Origin of the sequence: Streptococcus sp. 2022WUSS083 (assembly GCF_044427155.1) — a bacterium.
Classification (GTDB): domain Bacteria; phylum Bacillota; class Bacilli; order Lactobacillales; family Streptococcaceae; genus Streptococcus; species Streptococcus hashimotonensis.
In genome coordinates this window covers 246,189-263,513 of the sequence record NZ_JAOTGK010000001.1, presented here as the reverse complement: position 1 = coordinate 263,513, position 17,325 = coordinate 246,189, and the positions used below count along the sequence as shown (strand labels likewise).

The following is a 17,325-nucleotide window of genomic DNA, read 5'->3' as shown; positions in this document are numbered from 1 at the left end:
ATTCCTATTTACGGCCGTGACAATTTTTAAATTTCTTACCAGACTGGCATGGGCATGGATCGTTACGATCAACACCTTCAAAAGATACATTCTCCTGAATTGCATGCGATTGGTTCGGCATAATATTCTTAACAGCTGTCGTATGTGCTTCTTGACTTGTACGCTCACGCTCAATATTGTCATGAATTTGTGCCTTCATCATCAAGCGGGTTACTTCAAACTCGATAGCCCCAATCATATCGTTGAACATAGTAAATGCTTCTGATTGATATTCAACGATTGGATTGTTTTGAGCGTATCCACGAAGACTGACTGCATTACGCAATTGATCCAAGGCATCAATATGGTCTGTCCATTTGTTATCCACAACACGAAGGATAAGAACTTTCTGGAATTCGCGTACACGTTCTTCATCGCGTAATTTTTTCACTTGCGAATCATAGACTCTCAAAGCACGTTCATAGAGCTCTTCGACAATCTCTTTCTGATTCATTGCTTCAAAAGTAGCTTTACTCAAGGTATCATCTTCAACGAGATTTGCATGCGCAAATTTGATAATTCCATCAATAGCTTCATCTTTCGAACCAAGGAAGTGACCCGCAACTTGGCGTTCAATCGTCCGTTTCATCATCGCTTTGATTTCAGGAGCCAAATCACGGTCAGCAGTAATAACATCCTGGCGTTGGCGATAGATGATTTCACGTTGCTCACGCATCACATCGTCATATTGAAGGACTTGTTTACGTGAGTCGTAGTTGTTCCCTTCCACACGCTTCTGAGCAGATTCAACTTGACGTGTCAACATTTTAGACTTGATAACGGACTCTTCTTCTGTTAGATTCATACGCTCCATAAATACTTTGATGCGTTCTGAACCAAAGCGTTTCATCAAGTCATCTTCGAGAGATAGATAGAATTGTGATTCACCTGGGTCACCTTGACGCCCTGAACGTCCACGAAGCTGGTTATCAATACGACGACTTTCATGGCGCTCAGTACCAATAACACATAGCCCACCAAGTTCACGTACACCTGGACCTAACTTAATATCGGTACCGCGTCCCGCCATGTTGGTCGCAATAGTGACCGCACCACGCTGACCAGCATTCATAATAATCTGCGCTTCACGATAGTGGTTTTTAGCATTCAATACTTCGTGAGGGACACCTGCAGCTACCAATTTTTGAGAAATCAAATCAGAAGTTTCAACCGCAACTGTACCGACCAAGACAGGTTGCCCTTTCTCATAGCGTCTCTTCACATCAGCAATAACGGCATTAAATTTGTATTCTAGACTTGGATAGAGTAAATCTTCGTGGTCAACACGCGCGATTGGGCGGTTGGTTGGGATTGGTACGACACGGATGTTGTAGATTTCACGGAATTCTTCCTCTTCTGTTTTACCAGTACCCGTCATCCCTGATAATTTTTTATACATACGGAAAAGGTTTTGGTAGGTAATAGAGGCACTTGTCTTAGACTCGTTTTGAACCGGTACACCTTCCTTAGCTTCGATGGCTTGGTGAAGTCCATCAGAATAACGACGACCTTCCATCGTACGACCTGTAAATGGATCGATAATCATAACCTCTTGGTCTTCATTGACCAGATAGTCAATATCATAGGTCATGATGTAGTTGGCACGAAGTGCATTATCCAAGAAATGGGTAATGGCTACATTTTCAATATCGTAAAGGTTATCTAACTTGAAGAATTTCTCTGCTTTGTCAATACCTGAATCAGACAGACCAATCGTTTTAGATGGAATGTCGATGATGTAATCTTCTGTTGTCAAAGATTTAACAAGATTATCTGCCAAGAAATACAACTGGTTTGTTTCAGAACCTTGTGCACCAGATACAATCAACGGCGTACGAGCTTCGTCAATCAAGATTGAGTCAACTTCATCGACCAAGGCATAATTGAGAGGACGTTGAACCATGTCTTCTGCGCGAACAACCATATTGTCTCGGAGGTAGTCAAAACCAATCTCTGAGTTGGTCGAATAAGTAATATCGCAGTTATAGGCCTCACGTTTTTCCAAGGGTGATTTAGCAGCTAAGTTGATACCAACTGATAGACCAAGCCATGAATACAATTCACCCATTTCAGTCGCATCACGAGTAGAAAGATACTCGTTAACCGTCACTACGTGAACACCTTGACCAGACAAGGCATTCAAATAAACAGGCATCGTTGCAGTCAGAGTTTTACCTTCACCTGTACGCATTTCTGGAACGTCACCGTTGTGAAGAACGATTCCTCCCATAACCTGAACCTTGTAGGGATAGAGGCCCAATACGCGACGAGCTCCTTCACGGACTACCGCATAAGCTTCGTACAAAAGATCGTCGAGGGATTCACCGTTATTGTATCGCTCCTTAAATTCTGCTGTCTTAGCTTGCAACTGTTCATCAGTCAGCGCTTCCATTTCATCGGCATACGAGAAGACCTTGTCTGCCATTTTCTCAAGTTTTCTTAGCTCTCCCTTATCATTTTCAATGAGAGAACGAAGTACATTTGTTACCATATCATTCATCCTATTTCAGTTTTAGTCAATAATATATTGTAGCAGAAAACCAGTCAATTTTCAAGGTTTGCCCCTAGGATACACAGTATTCTTAGATAAAAATACCATAAAACAAACAAATCTGGAAAAATTTCTACACAGTAATATTACATTGCTAAAAAGAACATGATTAAGACACCAATTACTAAAATAAATACCAGGATACCATCCTCTATCTCTAGTAAAAATATACCATTTAAAATTTTAAAAAAATATGCACTATTGCCCCAAAAATGTGAACGATTTGGCATTTTTTTCTTCGTACAAGTAGTATAATCTGATTGTACAAGTAAATATGTAAAAAGGAGAGGAAAATGTATACCAAGAAAATCGCTCTTAAACAACTAGCCATGTCTAGTACTACAGTAGCCATAGTGAGTAGCCTATGGGGAAGCCAGCCTCCTATAGTTTACGCAAACGATGCATCGACGGTATCTGTTCAATATCAATATATTGCACAAGATGAACTAACAAGTTCAGAGAAGGATTCTGTCTTATCTAAGCTGAAAACTGTCTCACCTTCCAAAGAAATAGCTACGGAGAATCAAACAATCTATCTCATCTACAAGACCGAACCTAAAAAAATATTTGGGATTCTTCCAGCTACAGGGGAGACTGGGATCAATCTATTAACGATTGGAGGGGGACTTCTTCTAGTTCTAGGAGTAAGTTTGGCTGGAAAAGGCAAAAAGAAAAGGATTATTTCGTCCATCCTTCTTCTGACCGCCACTGGTTCTATTCTACCTATCCAGAGCATCCAGGCTCTAGAAAGCAATTTACTTGCAGGCTACAATCAGGTTCATCAGCTAAAAGTCGGAGACCAACTTCCTGCTCCAAGTAACATAAAGCAGTATCAGTATGTAGGCTATGTCACTGACAAGGACATAGGTCCGCAATCTACCGAGAATAAAGAGAGCTCTTCCACAACTGCATCATCTCAGCAGCAAGATAGTACCGATAGTGCTATAAATAATGAAACCTTGCTCTTCAATCTAAAAAAATTAGATCCAACAAGCGACAACCAGCAACTTAAAAAGGCTGTCAACAATATTGGCGCAGACCACAAATTGGCTAGTAGTAAAATGATCAGCCTTGTCCCCATGACCGACAATACCATTATTTCTGATATCCAGGGACGAGAAGAAAACATCAATACACTCCTAGCTCACTTTGAAGATGGCAGCACCTTATTTTTCCCGCTCCAATATACAGAAAGCAAAGATAAACGTGCTTACTACCAAGTAGCGGATTGGGGAGTTACTTATTCACCTTTCCAAACATTACAAGACTACTCTGACATTCTAGACAAGGTAGTTCCAAGCCTACAAGCGGTTGAATTTCGTTCTGAAAATATGTATACTGCTCTCTCCATTACAGAAAATCAAGAGCAGCAAATGGACCGTCTATATCTAGAAGAACCCTTTAACAAAGTTAAGACAAATATTCGCGACTATCTAAAAAAAGCGTTAATAAATGACGAGTCTGTTAAACTAGATGATCCAGAATCAGTCACACAAACCATTCGTACTATCGAAGAGAATAAAGAAATTATCTTACTCAGTTTAGCCTACCTCGATAGATGGTACGATATTGATTACGGAGAAATTAATAGCAAGGAATTAACAATGTTCCATACTGATTTCTTCGGAGGAGAAGCGGATTCACTAGATGCTCTCATAACTTTTGGACAAAATGACTACCAGAGTTATAGCCCACAAAGAAGTTATTTTTCCTATGCAGAGAACTTTGCATCTAGCACAGACAAGGCATCACTGACTGATTTCCTCGAAGCCTATCGAGAAATCTTTTTACCTGAAATGTCTGACAACGATTGGTTCAAACAAACGACAGATGCCTTTATCGTAGAGACTAAATCTACCGTTCTTAGCGATGAAGACAACAGCAGACTAAATGTCTATGAGCGATTAAAAGATCCTCAAATCCCTGAAGAAGTGATTACGCCTCGTATCCGCGATACCTATCCAAATATATTGCTCCCGCTATTAACAACGAGCGAGGACAATGTTTACATCATTTCAAACCTATCAAATCTCATCTTTAGTTCCTACGATCGTTACATTGATCAATCTCTAAAACTAAGCAATCCCGAAGTCTATCAGGCCGAACTCTCCAAAATAAAAGAACAAATCCTGGCAGATGCCGAGTTGTATCGTGCTCATTACGACATGTGGTACCGTATCCTGCCTGATTATCATAAGCATACCTTACTCTACTTCCAGCCAGTATGGGGAGGACACGGCAACTACGCCTACGACGCCTCTTCTTACGCTTGGAAAGGTGTTTGGTATTCCGATACAGGCAAGCTCACTCCTGAATTTGTTGAGAAAATGCAAAACGACGCTACCGCTGAGACAACAGCTGCCATTCAAGAAGTTTTCGGTCCTTCTGGAACCTACTTCCTTCCTGAACTCACTTGGGCCGGTGCTTATGCTTGGAGACAGGAAGTCAACTTTGTCATCACCCCATTACTCGGAACAGATGGCGCCGTAACACTCACGCACGAAATGGTTCACGCATTTGATTATGATAAATTCTTACTCGGTCATAACCGAAGAGCTGGTATGCAACTTGAAGCATTTCCTGAAGGAATGTTACAAGCACCAGACCGCGTCGACTATCCAATCATCGGCTTTAATTCTCTATCTGATTATTCAGGTCATACTGGCACTCGCTACCACAATGTTAGTCCTGAACGCTTCCAAAATTCAGCAGATTTACAACAATATATGCAGGGCTTATTCGATCTCATCTACACATTAGAATACGCTGAAGGTACAGCTATTTTAAAACAGGATAAAGACATTCAACGCCAATGGTTTCACAAGTTAGAAACGAAAGAAAAACTCATCCCAGGTGCGGAAGAGTATGGACCTTACGGAGTAAACCTTAAACGCGATTTCACAGATGAAGAATGGAATAGCATCGAGCTAAAAACTGTTGATGACCTTGTTGATAATGATGTGACCGTCCGTCGTGAATCTGCCAATCGCATTGAGCGAGACCCTGATAATCCTGAAGAGGTGATGAACAACGGCTATCATAAACTAAGTCTCTTTGCTCCTATCTGGGCTACCGCAACAACCGAGCGTGTTCCTGGTGATCTTTCTTTTCGACGTACAGCATTTGAACTTCTAGCTGAAAAAGGATATGAAAACGGCATGGTACCTTACATGTCTAACCAATACAAACAAGCAGATAACGATGTCGTTCCTGATTCACTCATCTTTGCCAATATTCTCCCTGAATACAATGGCGATTATAAGACTTTCAAGAAAGCGATGTACCAAGAACGCGTCCAAAAACTTGCTTTCCTAAAACCTGTTACCATCAACTATGATGGGCAGGAGCTCACGGTAGCCAACTATGAGCAATTGCAAGAATTGATGGATCAAGCTGTCCTAGCCGATGTTGCTGCAGGTAATTTTACAACAGAAAATACGAAAGTTTCTGAATTAAAAGGATTGTTACACGATGCCTATCTAAAACTTACCGATGATTATAGAACTAGTATTTTTACAGAATAAGAAAAAAGTTAGGGATTATTTCTAGTCCCTAACTTTTTATGTTACTTTTCTGATACCTGTTTTGCCAAAGCAAAGTTCCCAAGAGTTGCAGAACCATTTTCAGCAACAGCTGGCGTTACGATATATTCTTTGACATCTGGTGTTGGGAGATAATCGTTCATCAAACCGACAAACTTCTCACGTACACGATTAAGCATGTGCTCTTGAGCCATAACTCCTCCACCAAATACAATGACTTGCGGACGATAAAGCAAGGTTGCCTGTACTGCTGCTTGAGCAATGTAGTAAGCCTGCACATCCCAAACGTCTGAATTTAACTCAATTAATTCACCACGAATACCTGTACGGCCTTCAAGAGAAGGACCTGCAGCTAAGCCTTCCAAACACCCATTGTGGAATGGACACATTCCTTTAAATTCATGTTTTACATCGTAAGGATGTAGGGAAACGTAAGTATGACCCGCTTCGGTATGACCCAAGCCACCAATAAACTCACCATTCTGAATAGCACCTGCACCAATACCTGTACCGATTGTATAGTAAACTAAGCTCTTTACCCCTTTACGAACCAATGTTTCACCAAAAGCTGATGAATTCACATCTGTCGTGAAGTAGAATGGAATGTTAAATTCCTTAGCAATCAGACCAAGTAAATCAATATTTGACCAGTGTGGTTTTGGTGTCGAAGTGATATAACCATAAGTCTGTGAGTTTTGATCAATATCAATTGGACCGAAAGAACCTATCGCAATACCTGCCAAACGATCTTCATAGCGTTTGAAGAATTCAACCGTTCTCTCAATCGTTTCATAAGGAGTTGTCGTTGGAAATTGCGTTTTTTCAACAACTTGAAAGTTCTCATCGCCTACTGCACAAACAAACTTTGTACCACCAGCTTCTAAGCTACCATATAATTTTGTCATTTGATTGTCTCCAAAATTTTTATCACTTTTATTATAACATATAAGCAAACAGAAGAAAAAGGCTGAAAGCCTTTTTCCTGTTAATTATGTAGTAGAGTCATGCTCTACAAATCGATTTTATATAAGATTACTTAGCTACTTTCAAGAATTCTACACCGTGAGCGATTGTTCCCTCTGCAAGTGGAGATACTTCTGCAAAGTCAGCAGTGTTGGTTACAATGATCATAGTTGTATCATCAAGACCTGCTTCAGCAATCTTAGCTGCATCAAATTTAGCAATCGGAGTACCAGCTTTTACTTTATCACCTGCTGCCACCAATTTTTCAAATCCGTTACCGTTCATTGATACAGTATCAATACCGATGTGAATTAAAAGTTCAGCACCAGACGCTGTTTTCAATCCGTAAGCATGGCCTGTTTCAAAAGCAATTGTTACTTCTGCATCTGCTGGAGCGTAAACAACACCCTCAGACGGTTTAACAGCCAAACCTTTACCCATAGCTCCTGATGAGAAGACCGGGTCATTAACATTTTCAAGGGCAACAACGTCACCTGAAAGTGGAGATACAAGAGTTTCTTCAGCTACAAGTCCTGTTTCTGCTTCCTCAAGCGTTTCAGCTGTTTCTTGTGCTGAAGCACTAGGCTTTTTTACTTCTTTCTCCTCATCTTCATAACCGAAGAGGTAAGTAAGAGCAAAACCAAGAGCAAATGATACAGCAACCATAAGGATGTATGGAAGAATTTGACCATTACCTGCGTAAAGTGTCAAACCTGGGATGATAGTAACACCCATACCTGTACCGGCAAGACCAAGAAGAGATGCTACAGCACCACCGATGGCACCCGCAATCAATGAAAGAAGGAATGGTTTGCGGAAACGCAAGTTAACACCGAAGATAGCTGGCTCAGTAATACCGAGGAAGGCAGAAAGAGCTGCTGGGAAAGCAAGAGCTTTCAATTTAGGATTTTTAGTTTTCACACCAACCGCTACTGTAGCAGCACCTTGTGCTGTCATAGCTGCAGTGATGATAGCGTTGAATGGGTTAGCACCAGTGTTTGCTACCAATTGAGCTTCCAAGAAGTTAAAGATATGGTGAACACCTGATACAACGATAACTTGGTGAACACCACCGATAAGGAGACCACCAAGACCCATTGGCAAGTTCAAGATAGCTTGTGTACCAGCCAAGATGTAGTTTTCAACCACGTGGAAGACTGGACCGATGACAAACAAGCCAAGAATAGACATTACAAACAAGGTCACGAATGGTGTTACCAAGAGGTCAAGAACTTCTGGAACAACCTTGCGGACAGCTTTTTCAAATTTAGCACCGATCAAACCGATGATGAAGGCTGGCAATACTGAACCTTGCAAACCTACAACTGGGATGAAACCGAAGAAGATAGTTGGTTTCACATCGCCACCTGATGCTACAACCCAAGCGTTTGGCAACTGACCCGCAATGAGCATCATACCAAGAACGATACCGATTGTTTGGTTACCACCGAATACACGGAATGTTGACCATACTACCAAGGCTGGCAATACGATGAAGGCTGTATCTGTCAAGATTTGTGAGTAAACGTTCAAATCTTCTGGAAGAGTATAACCAAGAGCTCCAAGAAGACCACGAAGACCCATGAAAAGACCAGTTGCTACGATAGCAGGAATGATTGGAACGAATACGTCACCGAAAGTACGGATCGCACGTTGGAAAGCATTACCTTGTTTAGCAGCTTCAGCTTTTTGCTCACCAGTAGTCGCTGTTGGCAAACCAAGGGCAACCACTTCATCGTAGATTTTGTTTACTGTACCAGTACCAAAGATGATTTGATATTGACCAGAGTTGAAGAAAGCACCTTGTACTTTTTCGATGTCTTCTACTGTATCCTTGTCGATTTTTCCTTCATCAACAACCATAACACGAAGGCGAGTCGCACAGTGGGCAACACTGCGTACGTTCTCACGTCCACCAAGGGCGTCAATGACTTTTTTTGCAATTTCTGTATTATTCATCTTGCAAAAATCTCCTTATTAAATATTTTTTATTTTTTGAAAGTGTTTTCAAACTTTCGATGGTTTTATTATATCACTTTTATAAAATATGTCAAACGTTTATCACATTTTTTTTTGAATTTCTTAAAAACATTGTTAAAACTTGATTTTTTGCAAGAAAACGTTTACTATATTAATGAAAAACTAGAAAATTTGGAGAAAATTATGGCATTTACAACAGAGGAGCGTTACAGGGCTTATGCTGACTGGACACCCGAATATATTGAAAAAATAAAGAAGAATACAGAGAGTTCTCCTTGGAGGACAAATTTCCATATTGAAACACCACATGGACTGTTAAATGATCCAAATGGATTTTCTTATTTTAATGGAAAGTGGACTCTTTTTTACCAATACTTCCCATTCGGCGCTGCGCACGGATTAAAATCTTGGGTCCATACAGAGTCAACGGATTTGGTCCATTTTGAAGAAACTGGGACAGTTATGTACCCAGATACACCACTTGATAGCCACGGTGCCTACTCTGGATCTGCCATGGAATTTGGAGACAAGCTCTTCCTCTTCTATACTGGAAATGTCCGCGATGAAAATTGGGTTCGCCATCCATACCAAATCGGTGCCTTAATGGATAAAGGTGGTAAGATTGAAAAGATTGATAAAGTCTTGATTGAGCAACCAGAAGATACCACCGACCATTTCCGTGATCCACAAATTTTCAACTATAAAGGGCAATATTACGCTATCGTCGGCGGACAAAATCTGGAGAAAAAGGGAATTGTCAAACTCTACAAGGCTGAAAACAATGACTACCTCAACTGGACCTTGGTTGGTGATCTGGATTTTGCCAATGATATGACCGCTTATATGATGGAATGCCCAAATATTGCGTTCGTCGGTGAGCAACCCATCCTTCTCTACTGTCCACAAGGCTTGGACAAAGAGGTGTTGGACTATGGAAATATCTATCCAAATATGTACAAGATTGGTCAGAGTTTCGATCCTGAAACAGCAAGCATTGTCGAACCGAGCGAATTGATCAATCTGGACTATGGTTTTGAGTGCTATGCAACCCAGGCCTTTAATGCACCAGACGGTCGAACTCTATCTGTTAGCTGGTTGGCACTTCCAGATGTGGAATACCCAACAGATGCTTATGACTACCAAGGCTGTCTGTCATTGGTTAAAGAATTAACCATCAAGGACGGCAAGCTCTACCAATATCCAGTCGATGCGATTACCAGTCTTCGTAAAGAAGCTCAGCCATTTTCAGCCCAAAAAGAAACCAATAATGTTTACGAATTGGAACTTGATTTTTCAGCGGGCACGAAGCACGAAATCGTATTGTTCGCAAATGAAGCAGAAAAAGGCTTGGTCTTGTCTGTGGACACTGAGCAAGGCCAGATTACATTGGACCGCGGCAACTGTGGTCAGCCATTCGCACTCGATTTCGGTACAAGTCGCTCTTGCGAGATTTCTCCAGGAGCTCTCACAGCCAATATCTTCATCGACAAATCTGTCTTTGAAATCTTTATCAATAAAGGAGAGAAAGTATTTTCTGGTCGTGTCTTCCCTGATGCGGATCAGTCTGGTATAGTCATTACGACTGGTAATCCGACCGGAACCTACTACCATTTAGATTATGGTCGCAAAACTAACTGATGTCGCACAGTTAGCTGGGGTTAGCCCAACAACTGTCTCGCGCGTTATCAATAAAAAAGGATACCTATCTGAAAAAACCATTCGCAATGTCGAAGAGGCTATGCGTGAACTGGGCTACAAACCTAATAATTTAGCTCGTAGTTTACAAGGTAAATCTGCAAAATTAGTTGGTCTCATCTTCCCAACAATAAACAATATTTTTTATTCTGAATTGATTAGCCATTTAGAAAAAGAGCTTTTTGATCGAGGCTATAAAACCATTATTTGCAATAGCCAGCACGAGTCCGATAAGGAACGTGAGTATCTAGAAATGTTAGCAGCTAACCAAGTAGATGGGATTATCTCGGGCAGTCACAATCTCGGTATCCAAGACTACGACCGTGTCGTAGCTCCAATTATCGCTTTTGACCGCAACCTCTCTCCTTCCATTCCCATTGTCTCTTCCGATAATTTTGCTGGCGGGGTATTAGCTGCCCAAACCTTACAAAAAGCGGGATGTCACAATCCATTAATGATTACGGGGAACGATGATTCCAATTCACCTACCGGCCTTCGCCAAGTAGGTTTCACATCTATTTTGAACAAAGCCGAAGTTTTTCATATCTCCAGTGATTTCTCACCTGTGCGCAAGGAGATGGAAATCCGAGCCATTCTTGAAAAGCAAAAACCAGATGGTATCTTTGTATCTGGCGATGCAACGGCTATGCTGGTATGGAACGTCATTCGTTCCATGAAACTGTCTATTCCAGAGGATATTAAATTGATTGGTTATGATGGAACCAGTTTCATCGAAAACTACTACCCTCAACTGACAACTATCAAGCAACCATTAACCGAAATAGCTCGCCTGCTGGTTGAACTATTAGTTGATAAAATCGAAGGAAAAAAACTAACAAAAACAGACTATATCCTACCGATTAGCCTACTAGCAGGAGCTAGTATATAAAAAAAGCTGTACCTAATAAAAATTAGGTGCAGCTTTTTTGTGATACATTCTCTTATTTCTCAAGTAAAAAAGAAGCTCATCAGGCTTCTTCTTTAATAAACTGGCTCAAAACTCCATTGACAAACTTAGCTGAAGATTCATCAGAAAATTCTTTAGCCAATTCAATAGCCTCGTTAACAGCAACGCGGTCTGGCGTTTCTTCGAAATGTAAGATTTCAAATAGGCCTAGTCGCATGATATTCTTGTCAATCAAGGTTAAACGGTCTAAGGTCCATCCTGCTTTTAATCGGCTAGATAACTCCTTATCCAAGTCATCACGATAGTCTGCTACACCATTGACAAGGTTAAGGAGAAAGAGCGGAATTTCAACTCCTTCTTGCTCTTCTTCTCTATCATAAAGATAAGAAAACTGAGCTGCCTGAACAGGTTCTTGACCAAATTCAAGTGATACGATTGCCTGCAAAGCACACTTACGCAGGGCATGTCTATTATTCTTCATCAAGGAAATCCTCTCCGAATAAATCTTTCAATGCTGGTTTTGGTGTTTTATCAGGAACAATGCCGCTGACATGGATATTAACCGCAGCCACTTGAACTTCTGCATAGTTGTAAACTGCTGTCTTGACTGCACGCTGGATGTCCATTGATACGGCAGGAACATTTACACCATATTCTAGATAGACGTAAATATCCGCAGTTACTTGACCTTCCTCGTCAGTTTCAAGATAAACACCTTTATTTAACGATGTTTTTGACCAACTGTCTGCTACACGCTTATTGTGAAGAGAATGTACCCCTTCTACTTTGGCTGCCGCAATACCTGTAATCACTTCAAGAACGCGTGGTGCAATGACGATTTCACCTTGGTATTCTGTTGTCATAAGCTCTCCTTTCTAGGAGGAAACCCTTAAGCACGTGATACGTAAGTTCCCTCTGCTGTGTTGATAACAAGTTTTTGACCTGCTTCGATAAAGTCCGGTACGTTGACCACCAAACCAGTTTCCATAGTAGCAGGCTTACCTGAACCTGTAACAGTCGCACCTTTGATAGATGGCTGTGTTTCTGCTACAACCAATTCAACAGTTGTTGGTACAGTTACACCGATTACTTCTGTTCCGTAGAACTGGATTTTCACATCTGAATTTTCCAAGATGTAAAGCAATTCTTCCTTGATAGTTGCTACTGGAATTTCATACTGGTCATAGGTTTCAGTGTTCATGAAGAAAGCTGTGTCGTCCATTTGATATAGGTATTGTGCTGGAACTGTTTCGATAATAGCTTGTTCAAACTTTTCATCTGGACGGTAAGTTGTATCGAAGGTTGAACCTGTACGTACATCACGCAATTTCATACGCATGATGGTGTTACCCTTACCAGGCTTGTGGTGGCTAGCTTCCAAAACTTTAATCAATTTACCTTCCGCTTCGAAGGTCATACCTGCTCTAAGTTTACTTGCTTCAATCATTGTATTGAATACCTCTTCAAAATTTTATTTATTCGTTTTATTTTACCATAAACTATCAAATTTCTCAAATAACAATCAATTCTTTTGGAGCTAAGGTCAAGACTTCGCAGCCTGTTTCCGTAATCAAGAGGTCGTCCTCGATACGGACACCGTATTTATCATCCAAATAAATACCAGGCTCATCCGTCAAGACCATACCAGTCTTGATTGGCTCATCAGATTTTCCAAAATATGGATATTCGTGAATGTCCAAACCAATCCCGTGCCCAATCCCGTGTGTAAAGTTGGCTCCGTAACCCGCCGCATTGATAATCTCACGAGGAATAGTGTCAAACTCACGATAGGTCACACCTTCTTTGGCCTGGTCAATCAAGGCTTTGTTTGCACGCAAAACCACATCGTAAATCTCACGCTCTTGGTCGGTCACATGTCCGATATGAATGGTACGCGTCATATCGCTGACATAATGCTGGTAGTAGCAGCCAAAGTCCAAGGTCAGCGTTTCACCCGGTTGGATAACTTTTTCTGAAGCTCTTCCGTGAGGCATGGCAGAGCGGTAGCCAGATGCCACGATAAACTCAAATGATGCCCCTTCGGCACCTAGTTGGCGCATGCGATGGTCAAGGAAATGATTGACATCCATTTCAGTCGTCTGACCTGGTTTGATAAAGTCAAGAACATCAATAAAAGCCTGATCCGAAATCTGACAAGCACGACGAATGGTCGCAATTTCCCTCTCATCCTTAATCATGCGCAAGTCTTCAATAAAATTAGACATAGCAACCAGTTGATAGCCCTCAAAAATGCTGGTCAGACTTTGATAGAAACCATAGGTCACTTGGCTATCAAAACCAATGGTTTCAAGCCCATCTTCCTTAATCACCTTTGCAATCTCTTCAAGGGCAAAACGGCTATCAATAATATCAAAGCCCTGCACTGTAGCCTTGGCAATCAAGGTATAACGCGAATCAGTCACAAACAAGCGACGCTTGCCACTGATGAAGACGGTCGCCTCTGTTCCCCAAAAACCTGTCAGGTAGTAAATATTGTTTTGACCAGTCACCAAGATTCCATCAACAGTTGATTGAGCTAATTGTGCTTCAAATTTTTCAAGTCTTTTTTGCATCCTGTTCCTCCAATGATTTTTAAACTATTATAGCAGAAATACAGACAAATACCAATTCTTCCTAGCAGATAGAGAAAAAAAGCCGCAGAGGCGACTTTTTATTTCAACTTCATTTTCAGATACTGGCCTGTAAAGCTGGCTGGGTTCTCCGCCACTTCTTCTGGTGTTCCTGTCGCGACAACGGTACCGCCACCGACACCGCCTTCCGGTCCCATGTCGATAATATGGTCGGCTGTCTTGATAACATCCAGATTGTGCTCGATGACCAGCACGGTATTGCCATCATCAACAAAGCGGGCCAAGACCTTGAGCAACTGGGCAATGTCCTCCGTATGCAGACCTGTCGTAGGCTCATCCAGAATATAGAGAGATTTACCAGTTGACCGCTTGTGGAGTTCAGAAGCCAACTTCATCCGCTGGGCTTCCCCACCTGATAGGGTGGTTGCTGGCTGACCTAGAGTAACGTAGCCCAAGCCCACATCTTGAATGGTACGAAGTTTCCGCTCAATTTTTGGAATATGCTTGAAGAACTCGACCGCGTCATTGACCGTCATATCAAGGACCTGAGCGATATTTTTCTCCTTGTAGTGTACTTCCAAGGTTTCAGAATTATAACGGTGTCCATGACAGACTTCACAAGGTACAAAGACATCTGGCAGGAAGTGCATTTCAATCTTGATAATCCCGTCACCAGAACAAGCCTCACACCGTCCACCTTTGACGTTAAAGGAGAAACGTCCCTTCTTGTAGCCACGGATTTTGGCTTCATTGGTCTGGGCAAAGAGGTCACGAATATCGTCAAAGACACCTGTGTAGGTAGCTGGGTTGGAACGCGGCGTCCGTCCAATCGGGCTTTGGTCAATGTCAATCAGGCGGTCCAAGTGTTCAATTCCTGAAATGGACTTGAACTTACCTGGCTTGTCCAAATTGCGATTGAGTTTCTGAGCAATAGCTTTTTTCAGAATGGAATTGACCAGAGTTGATTTGCCTGAGCCAGACACCCCTGTCACCGCCACAAATTTCCCGAGCGGGAAACGAACAGTCACATCTTGCAGGTTATTTTCCTTGGCACCTGTTACCTCCAGGAATCGACCATTGCCAACACGACGTTCCAAAGGAACTGGAATTTCACGTTTGCCAGACAGGTACTGGCCTGTAATGGATTTTTTATTTTTAGCTACTTGGGCTGGCGTTCCAGAGGCCACGATTTCTCCGCCAAACACACCCGCACCCGGACCAATGTCAATCAACCAGTCCGCCTCCCGCATGGTGTCCTCGTCATGTTCCACCACAATCAGGGTATTGCCCAAATCACGCATTTTCTTAAGACTAGCAATCAGACGGTCATTGTCCCGCTGGTGCAGACCAATCGACGGCTCATCCAGAATATAGAGGACACCAGACAGGTTAGAGCCAATCTGAGTCGCCAGACGAATCCGCTGGCTCTCACCACCAGAAAGGGTACCTGCTGCTCGTGAAAGAGTCAGATAGTTGAGACCAACGTTATTTAGGAAGGACAGGCGATCCTTGATTTCCTTGACAATGGGTGTTGCAATGGTGGCTTCATTTTCAGACAAGGTCAGATGTTCAATGACTTGCAAATGATCCGCCACGGACAAGTCAGACAACTGCCCGATATGAAGTCCCTGCTCACCACCGACTTTGACAGACAGGGCTTGGTCATTGAGGCGATAGCCGTGGCAGGTCCCACAGGTCAGCTCATTCATGTAAGTCTTCATGACTGTCCGTGTATAGTCACTGTTGGTTTCACGATAGCGGCGATTAATGTTGGTAATCAAGCCCTCGAATGGAATGTCAATATCACGCACCCCACCGAACTCATTTTCATAATGGAAATGGAATTCTTTCCCGTCAGAACCGTTGAAAATCAGGTTCTTCTCCTCTTCCGTCAATTCCTCAAAAGGCTTGTCCATGTCCACACCAAAGTGATTCATGGCCTGCTCCAACATCTGAGGATAGTAGTTAGAAGAAATGGGATTCCACGGAGCCAAAGCCCCGTCACGCAAGGTCTTGCTGGCATCTGGGACAATCAAATCCGTATCCACTTCCAGCTTCATCCCCAAACCGTCACAATCGCTACAAGACCCAAAAGGCGCATTGAAAGAGAAAAGGCGAGGCTCCAACTCTGGTACCGTAAAGCCACAAACTGGGCAGGCATAGTACTCAGAGAAAAGCAGTTCCTTCTCATTCATGGTGTCGATGATGACATAGCCGTCCGCAATCCGCAGGGCCGCTTCTATGGAATCGAAGAGCCGAGAGCGAATACCATCTTTGATCACAATCCGATCAACCACAACCTCAATGTTATGTGCCTTGCTCTTGGACAACTCAGGCACTTCAGACACATCATAGACATCGCCATTGACCCGTACCCGAACATAGCCGTCCTTCTGCACCTTCTCAAAAATGGTCTTGTGCTGACCCTTTTTCTTCCGCACAATCGGAGCTAGAATCTGCAAACGCTGGCGTTCTGGCAATTCCAAGACCTCATCGACAATTTGCTCCACCGAAGAAGCCGCAATCGCCCCGTGACCGTTGATGCAGTAAGGTACCCCGACCCGAGCATAGAGTAGGCGGAGATAGTCATTGATTTCCGTCGCCGTCCCGACTGTCGAACGCGGATTCCGCGACGTCGTTTTTTGGTCAATGGAAATAGCAGGGCTGAGACCCTCTATGGAATCCACATCTGGCTTGTCCATGTTGCCCAAGAACTGACGAGCATAGGCAGACAAAGATTCCACATAACGACGTTGACCTTCGGCATACAGAGTATCAAAAGCCAAACTCGACTTACCAGACCCCGACAAACCAGTCACCACCACCAACTTCTCACGCGGAATGGTCACATCAATATTTTTCAAATTATGGGCACGCGCCCCATGAATCACAATATTTTCTTGCATAACATGATATAAGTGCGTTAAGAAAGCGAGAAGAAAATAGGAAAATGTGACGTCACATCAGTGACAAAACATTTTGTCTTTTTCTCGACGCTTTTAGCACGCATTCGAATCCTTTCTAAGATATAAAGAGCGTCAAATGCACAGTCAAAAT

At 42.4% G+C, this 17,325-nt stretch carries 11 protein-coding genes; 3 read left to right on the top strand and 8 right to left on the bottom strand.

Translation table 11 applies throughout. From position 1 onward, the window contains the following. Positions 1-4 precede the first annotated feature (4 nt). Positions 5-2,530: a preprotein translocase subunit SecA gene (secA, locus tag ODU41_RS01120; RefSeq protein WP_002938259.1), complete on the bottom strand. Its 2,526-nt coding sequence runs from the start codon at positions 2,528-2,530 to the stop codon at positions 5-7. Between the two features lie 353 nt (positions 2,531-2,883). Here secA and ODU41_RS01115 point away from each other — a divergent pair, with 353 nt between their 5' ends. Further along, positions 2,884-6,114 carry a ZmpA/ZmpB/ZmpC family metallo-endopeptidase gene (locus tag ODU41_RS01115; RefSeq protein WP_172052543.1) on the top strand — a complete coding sequence of 1,077 codons (3,231 nt, stop codon included), beginning with the start codon at positions 2,884-2,886 and terminating at the stop codon, positions 6,112-6,114. 41 nt (positions 6,115-6,155) lie between these two features. Here the strand turns inward: ODU41_RS01115 and scrK are convergent, their stop codons facing one another. Next, positions 6,156-7,037 (bottom strand): fructokinase ScrK, encoded by an 882-nt coding sequence (gene scrK, locus ODU41_RS01110; protein WP_024410996.1) that lies wholly within the window; start codon positions 7,035-7,037, stop codon positions 6,156-6,158. A gap of 127 nt (positions 7,038-7,164) precedes the next feature. Then, complete coding sequence (locus ODU41_RS01105) at positions 7,165-9,054, bottom strand: sucrose-specific PTS transporter subunit IIBC (RefSeq protein WP_044677596.1); 1,890 nt, start codon at positions 9,052-9,054, stop codon at positions 7,165-7,167. Positions 9,055-9,258: 204 nt separating this feature from the next. Here ODU41_RS01105 and ODU41_RS01100 point away from each other — a divergent pair, with 204 nt between their 5' ends. After that, positions 9,259-10,713, top strand: a complete 1,455-nt coding sequence (locus ODU41_RS01100) for a sucrose-6-phosphate hydrolase (protein WP_105115217.1) — start codon at positions 9,259-9,261, stop codon at positions 10,711-10,713. After that, positions 10,694-11,659, top strand: a complete 966-nt coding sequence (locus tag ODU41_RS01095; protein ID WP_002938271.1) for a LacI family DNA-binding transcriptional regulator — start codon at positions 10,694-10,696, stop codon at positions 11,657-11,659. The genes ODU41_RS01100 and ODU41_RS01095 overlap by 20 nt, the downstream gene beginning before the upstream one ends. 79 nt (positions 11,660-11,738) lie before the next feature. Here ODU41_RS01095 and nusB read toward each other — a convergent pair whose 3' ends face one another. From nusB to uvrA, 5 genes are all read right to left on the bottom strand, one after another. Then, positions 11,739-12,158, bottom strand: coding sequence for a transcription antitermination factor NusB (gene nusB / locus ODU41_RS01090; protein WP_002938276.1), 420 nt, complete (start codon positions 12,156-12,158; stop codon positions 11,739-11,741). Continuing rightward, entirely contained in the window at positions 12,148-12,540 is a 393-nt protein-coding gene (locus tag ODU41_RS01085; protein ID WP_398578553.1) for an Asp23/Gls24 family envelope stress response protein, read from the bottom strand. Before ODU41_RS01085 ends, nusB begins: the two co-directional genes overlap by 11 nt. Before the next feature lie 26 nt (positions 12,541-12,566). Then, positions 12,567-13,124, bottom strand: coding sequence for an elongation factor P (efp, locus tag ODU41_RS01080; RefSeq protein ID WP_029998462.1), 558 nt, complete (start codon positions 13,122-13,124; stop codon positions 12,567-12,569). Between the two features lie 64 nt (positions 13,125-13,188). Next, positions 13,189-14,250 carry a M24 family metallopeptidase gene (locus ODU41_RS01075; RefSeq protein WP_398578552.1) on the bottom strand — a complete coding sequence of 354 codons (1,062 nt, stop codon included), beginning with the start codon at positions 14,248-14,250 and terminating at the stop codon, positions 13,189-13,191. A gap of 98 nt (positions 14,251-14,348) precedes the next feature. After that, positions 14,349-17,174, bottom strand: a complete 2,826-nt coding sequence (gene uvrA, locus ODU41_RS01070; RefSeq protein WP_398578551.1) for an excinuclease ABC subunit UvrA — start codon at positions 17,172-17,174, stop codon at positions 14,349-14,351. Positions 17,175-17,325 lie beyond the last annotated feature (151 nt).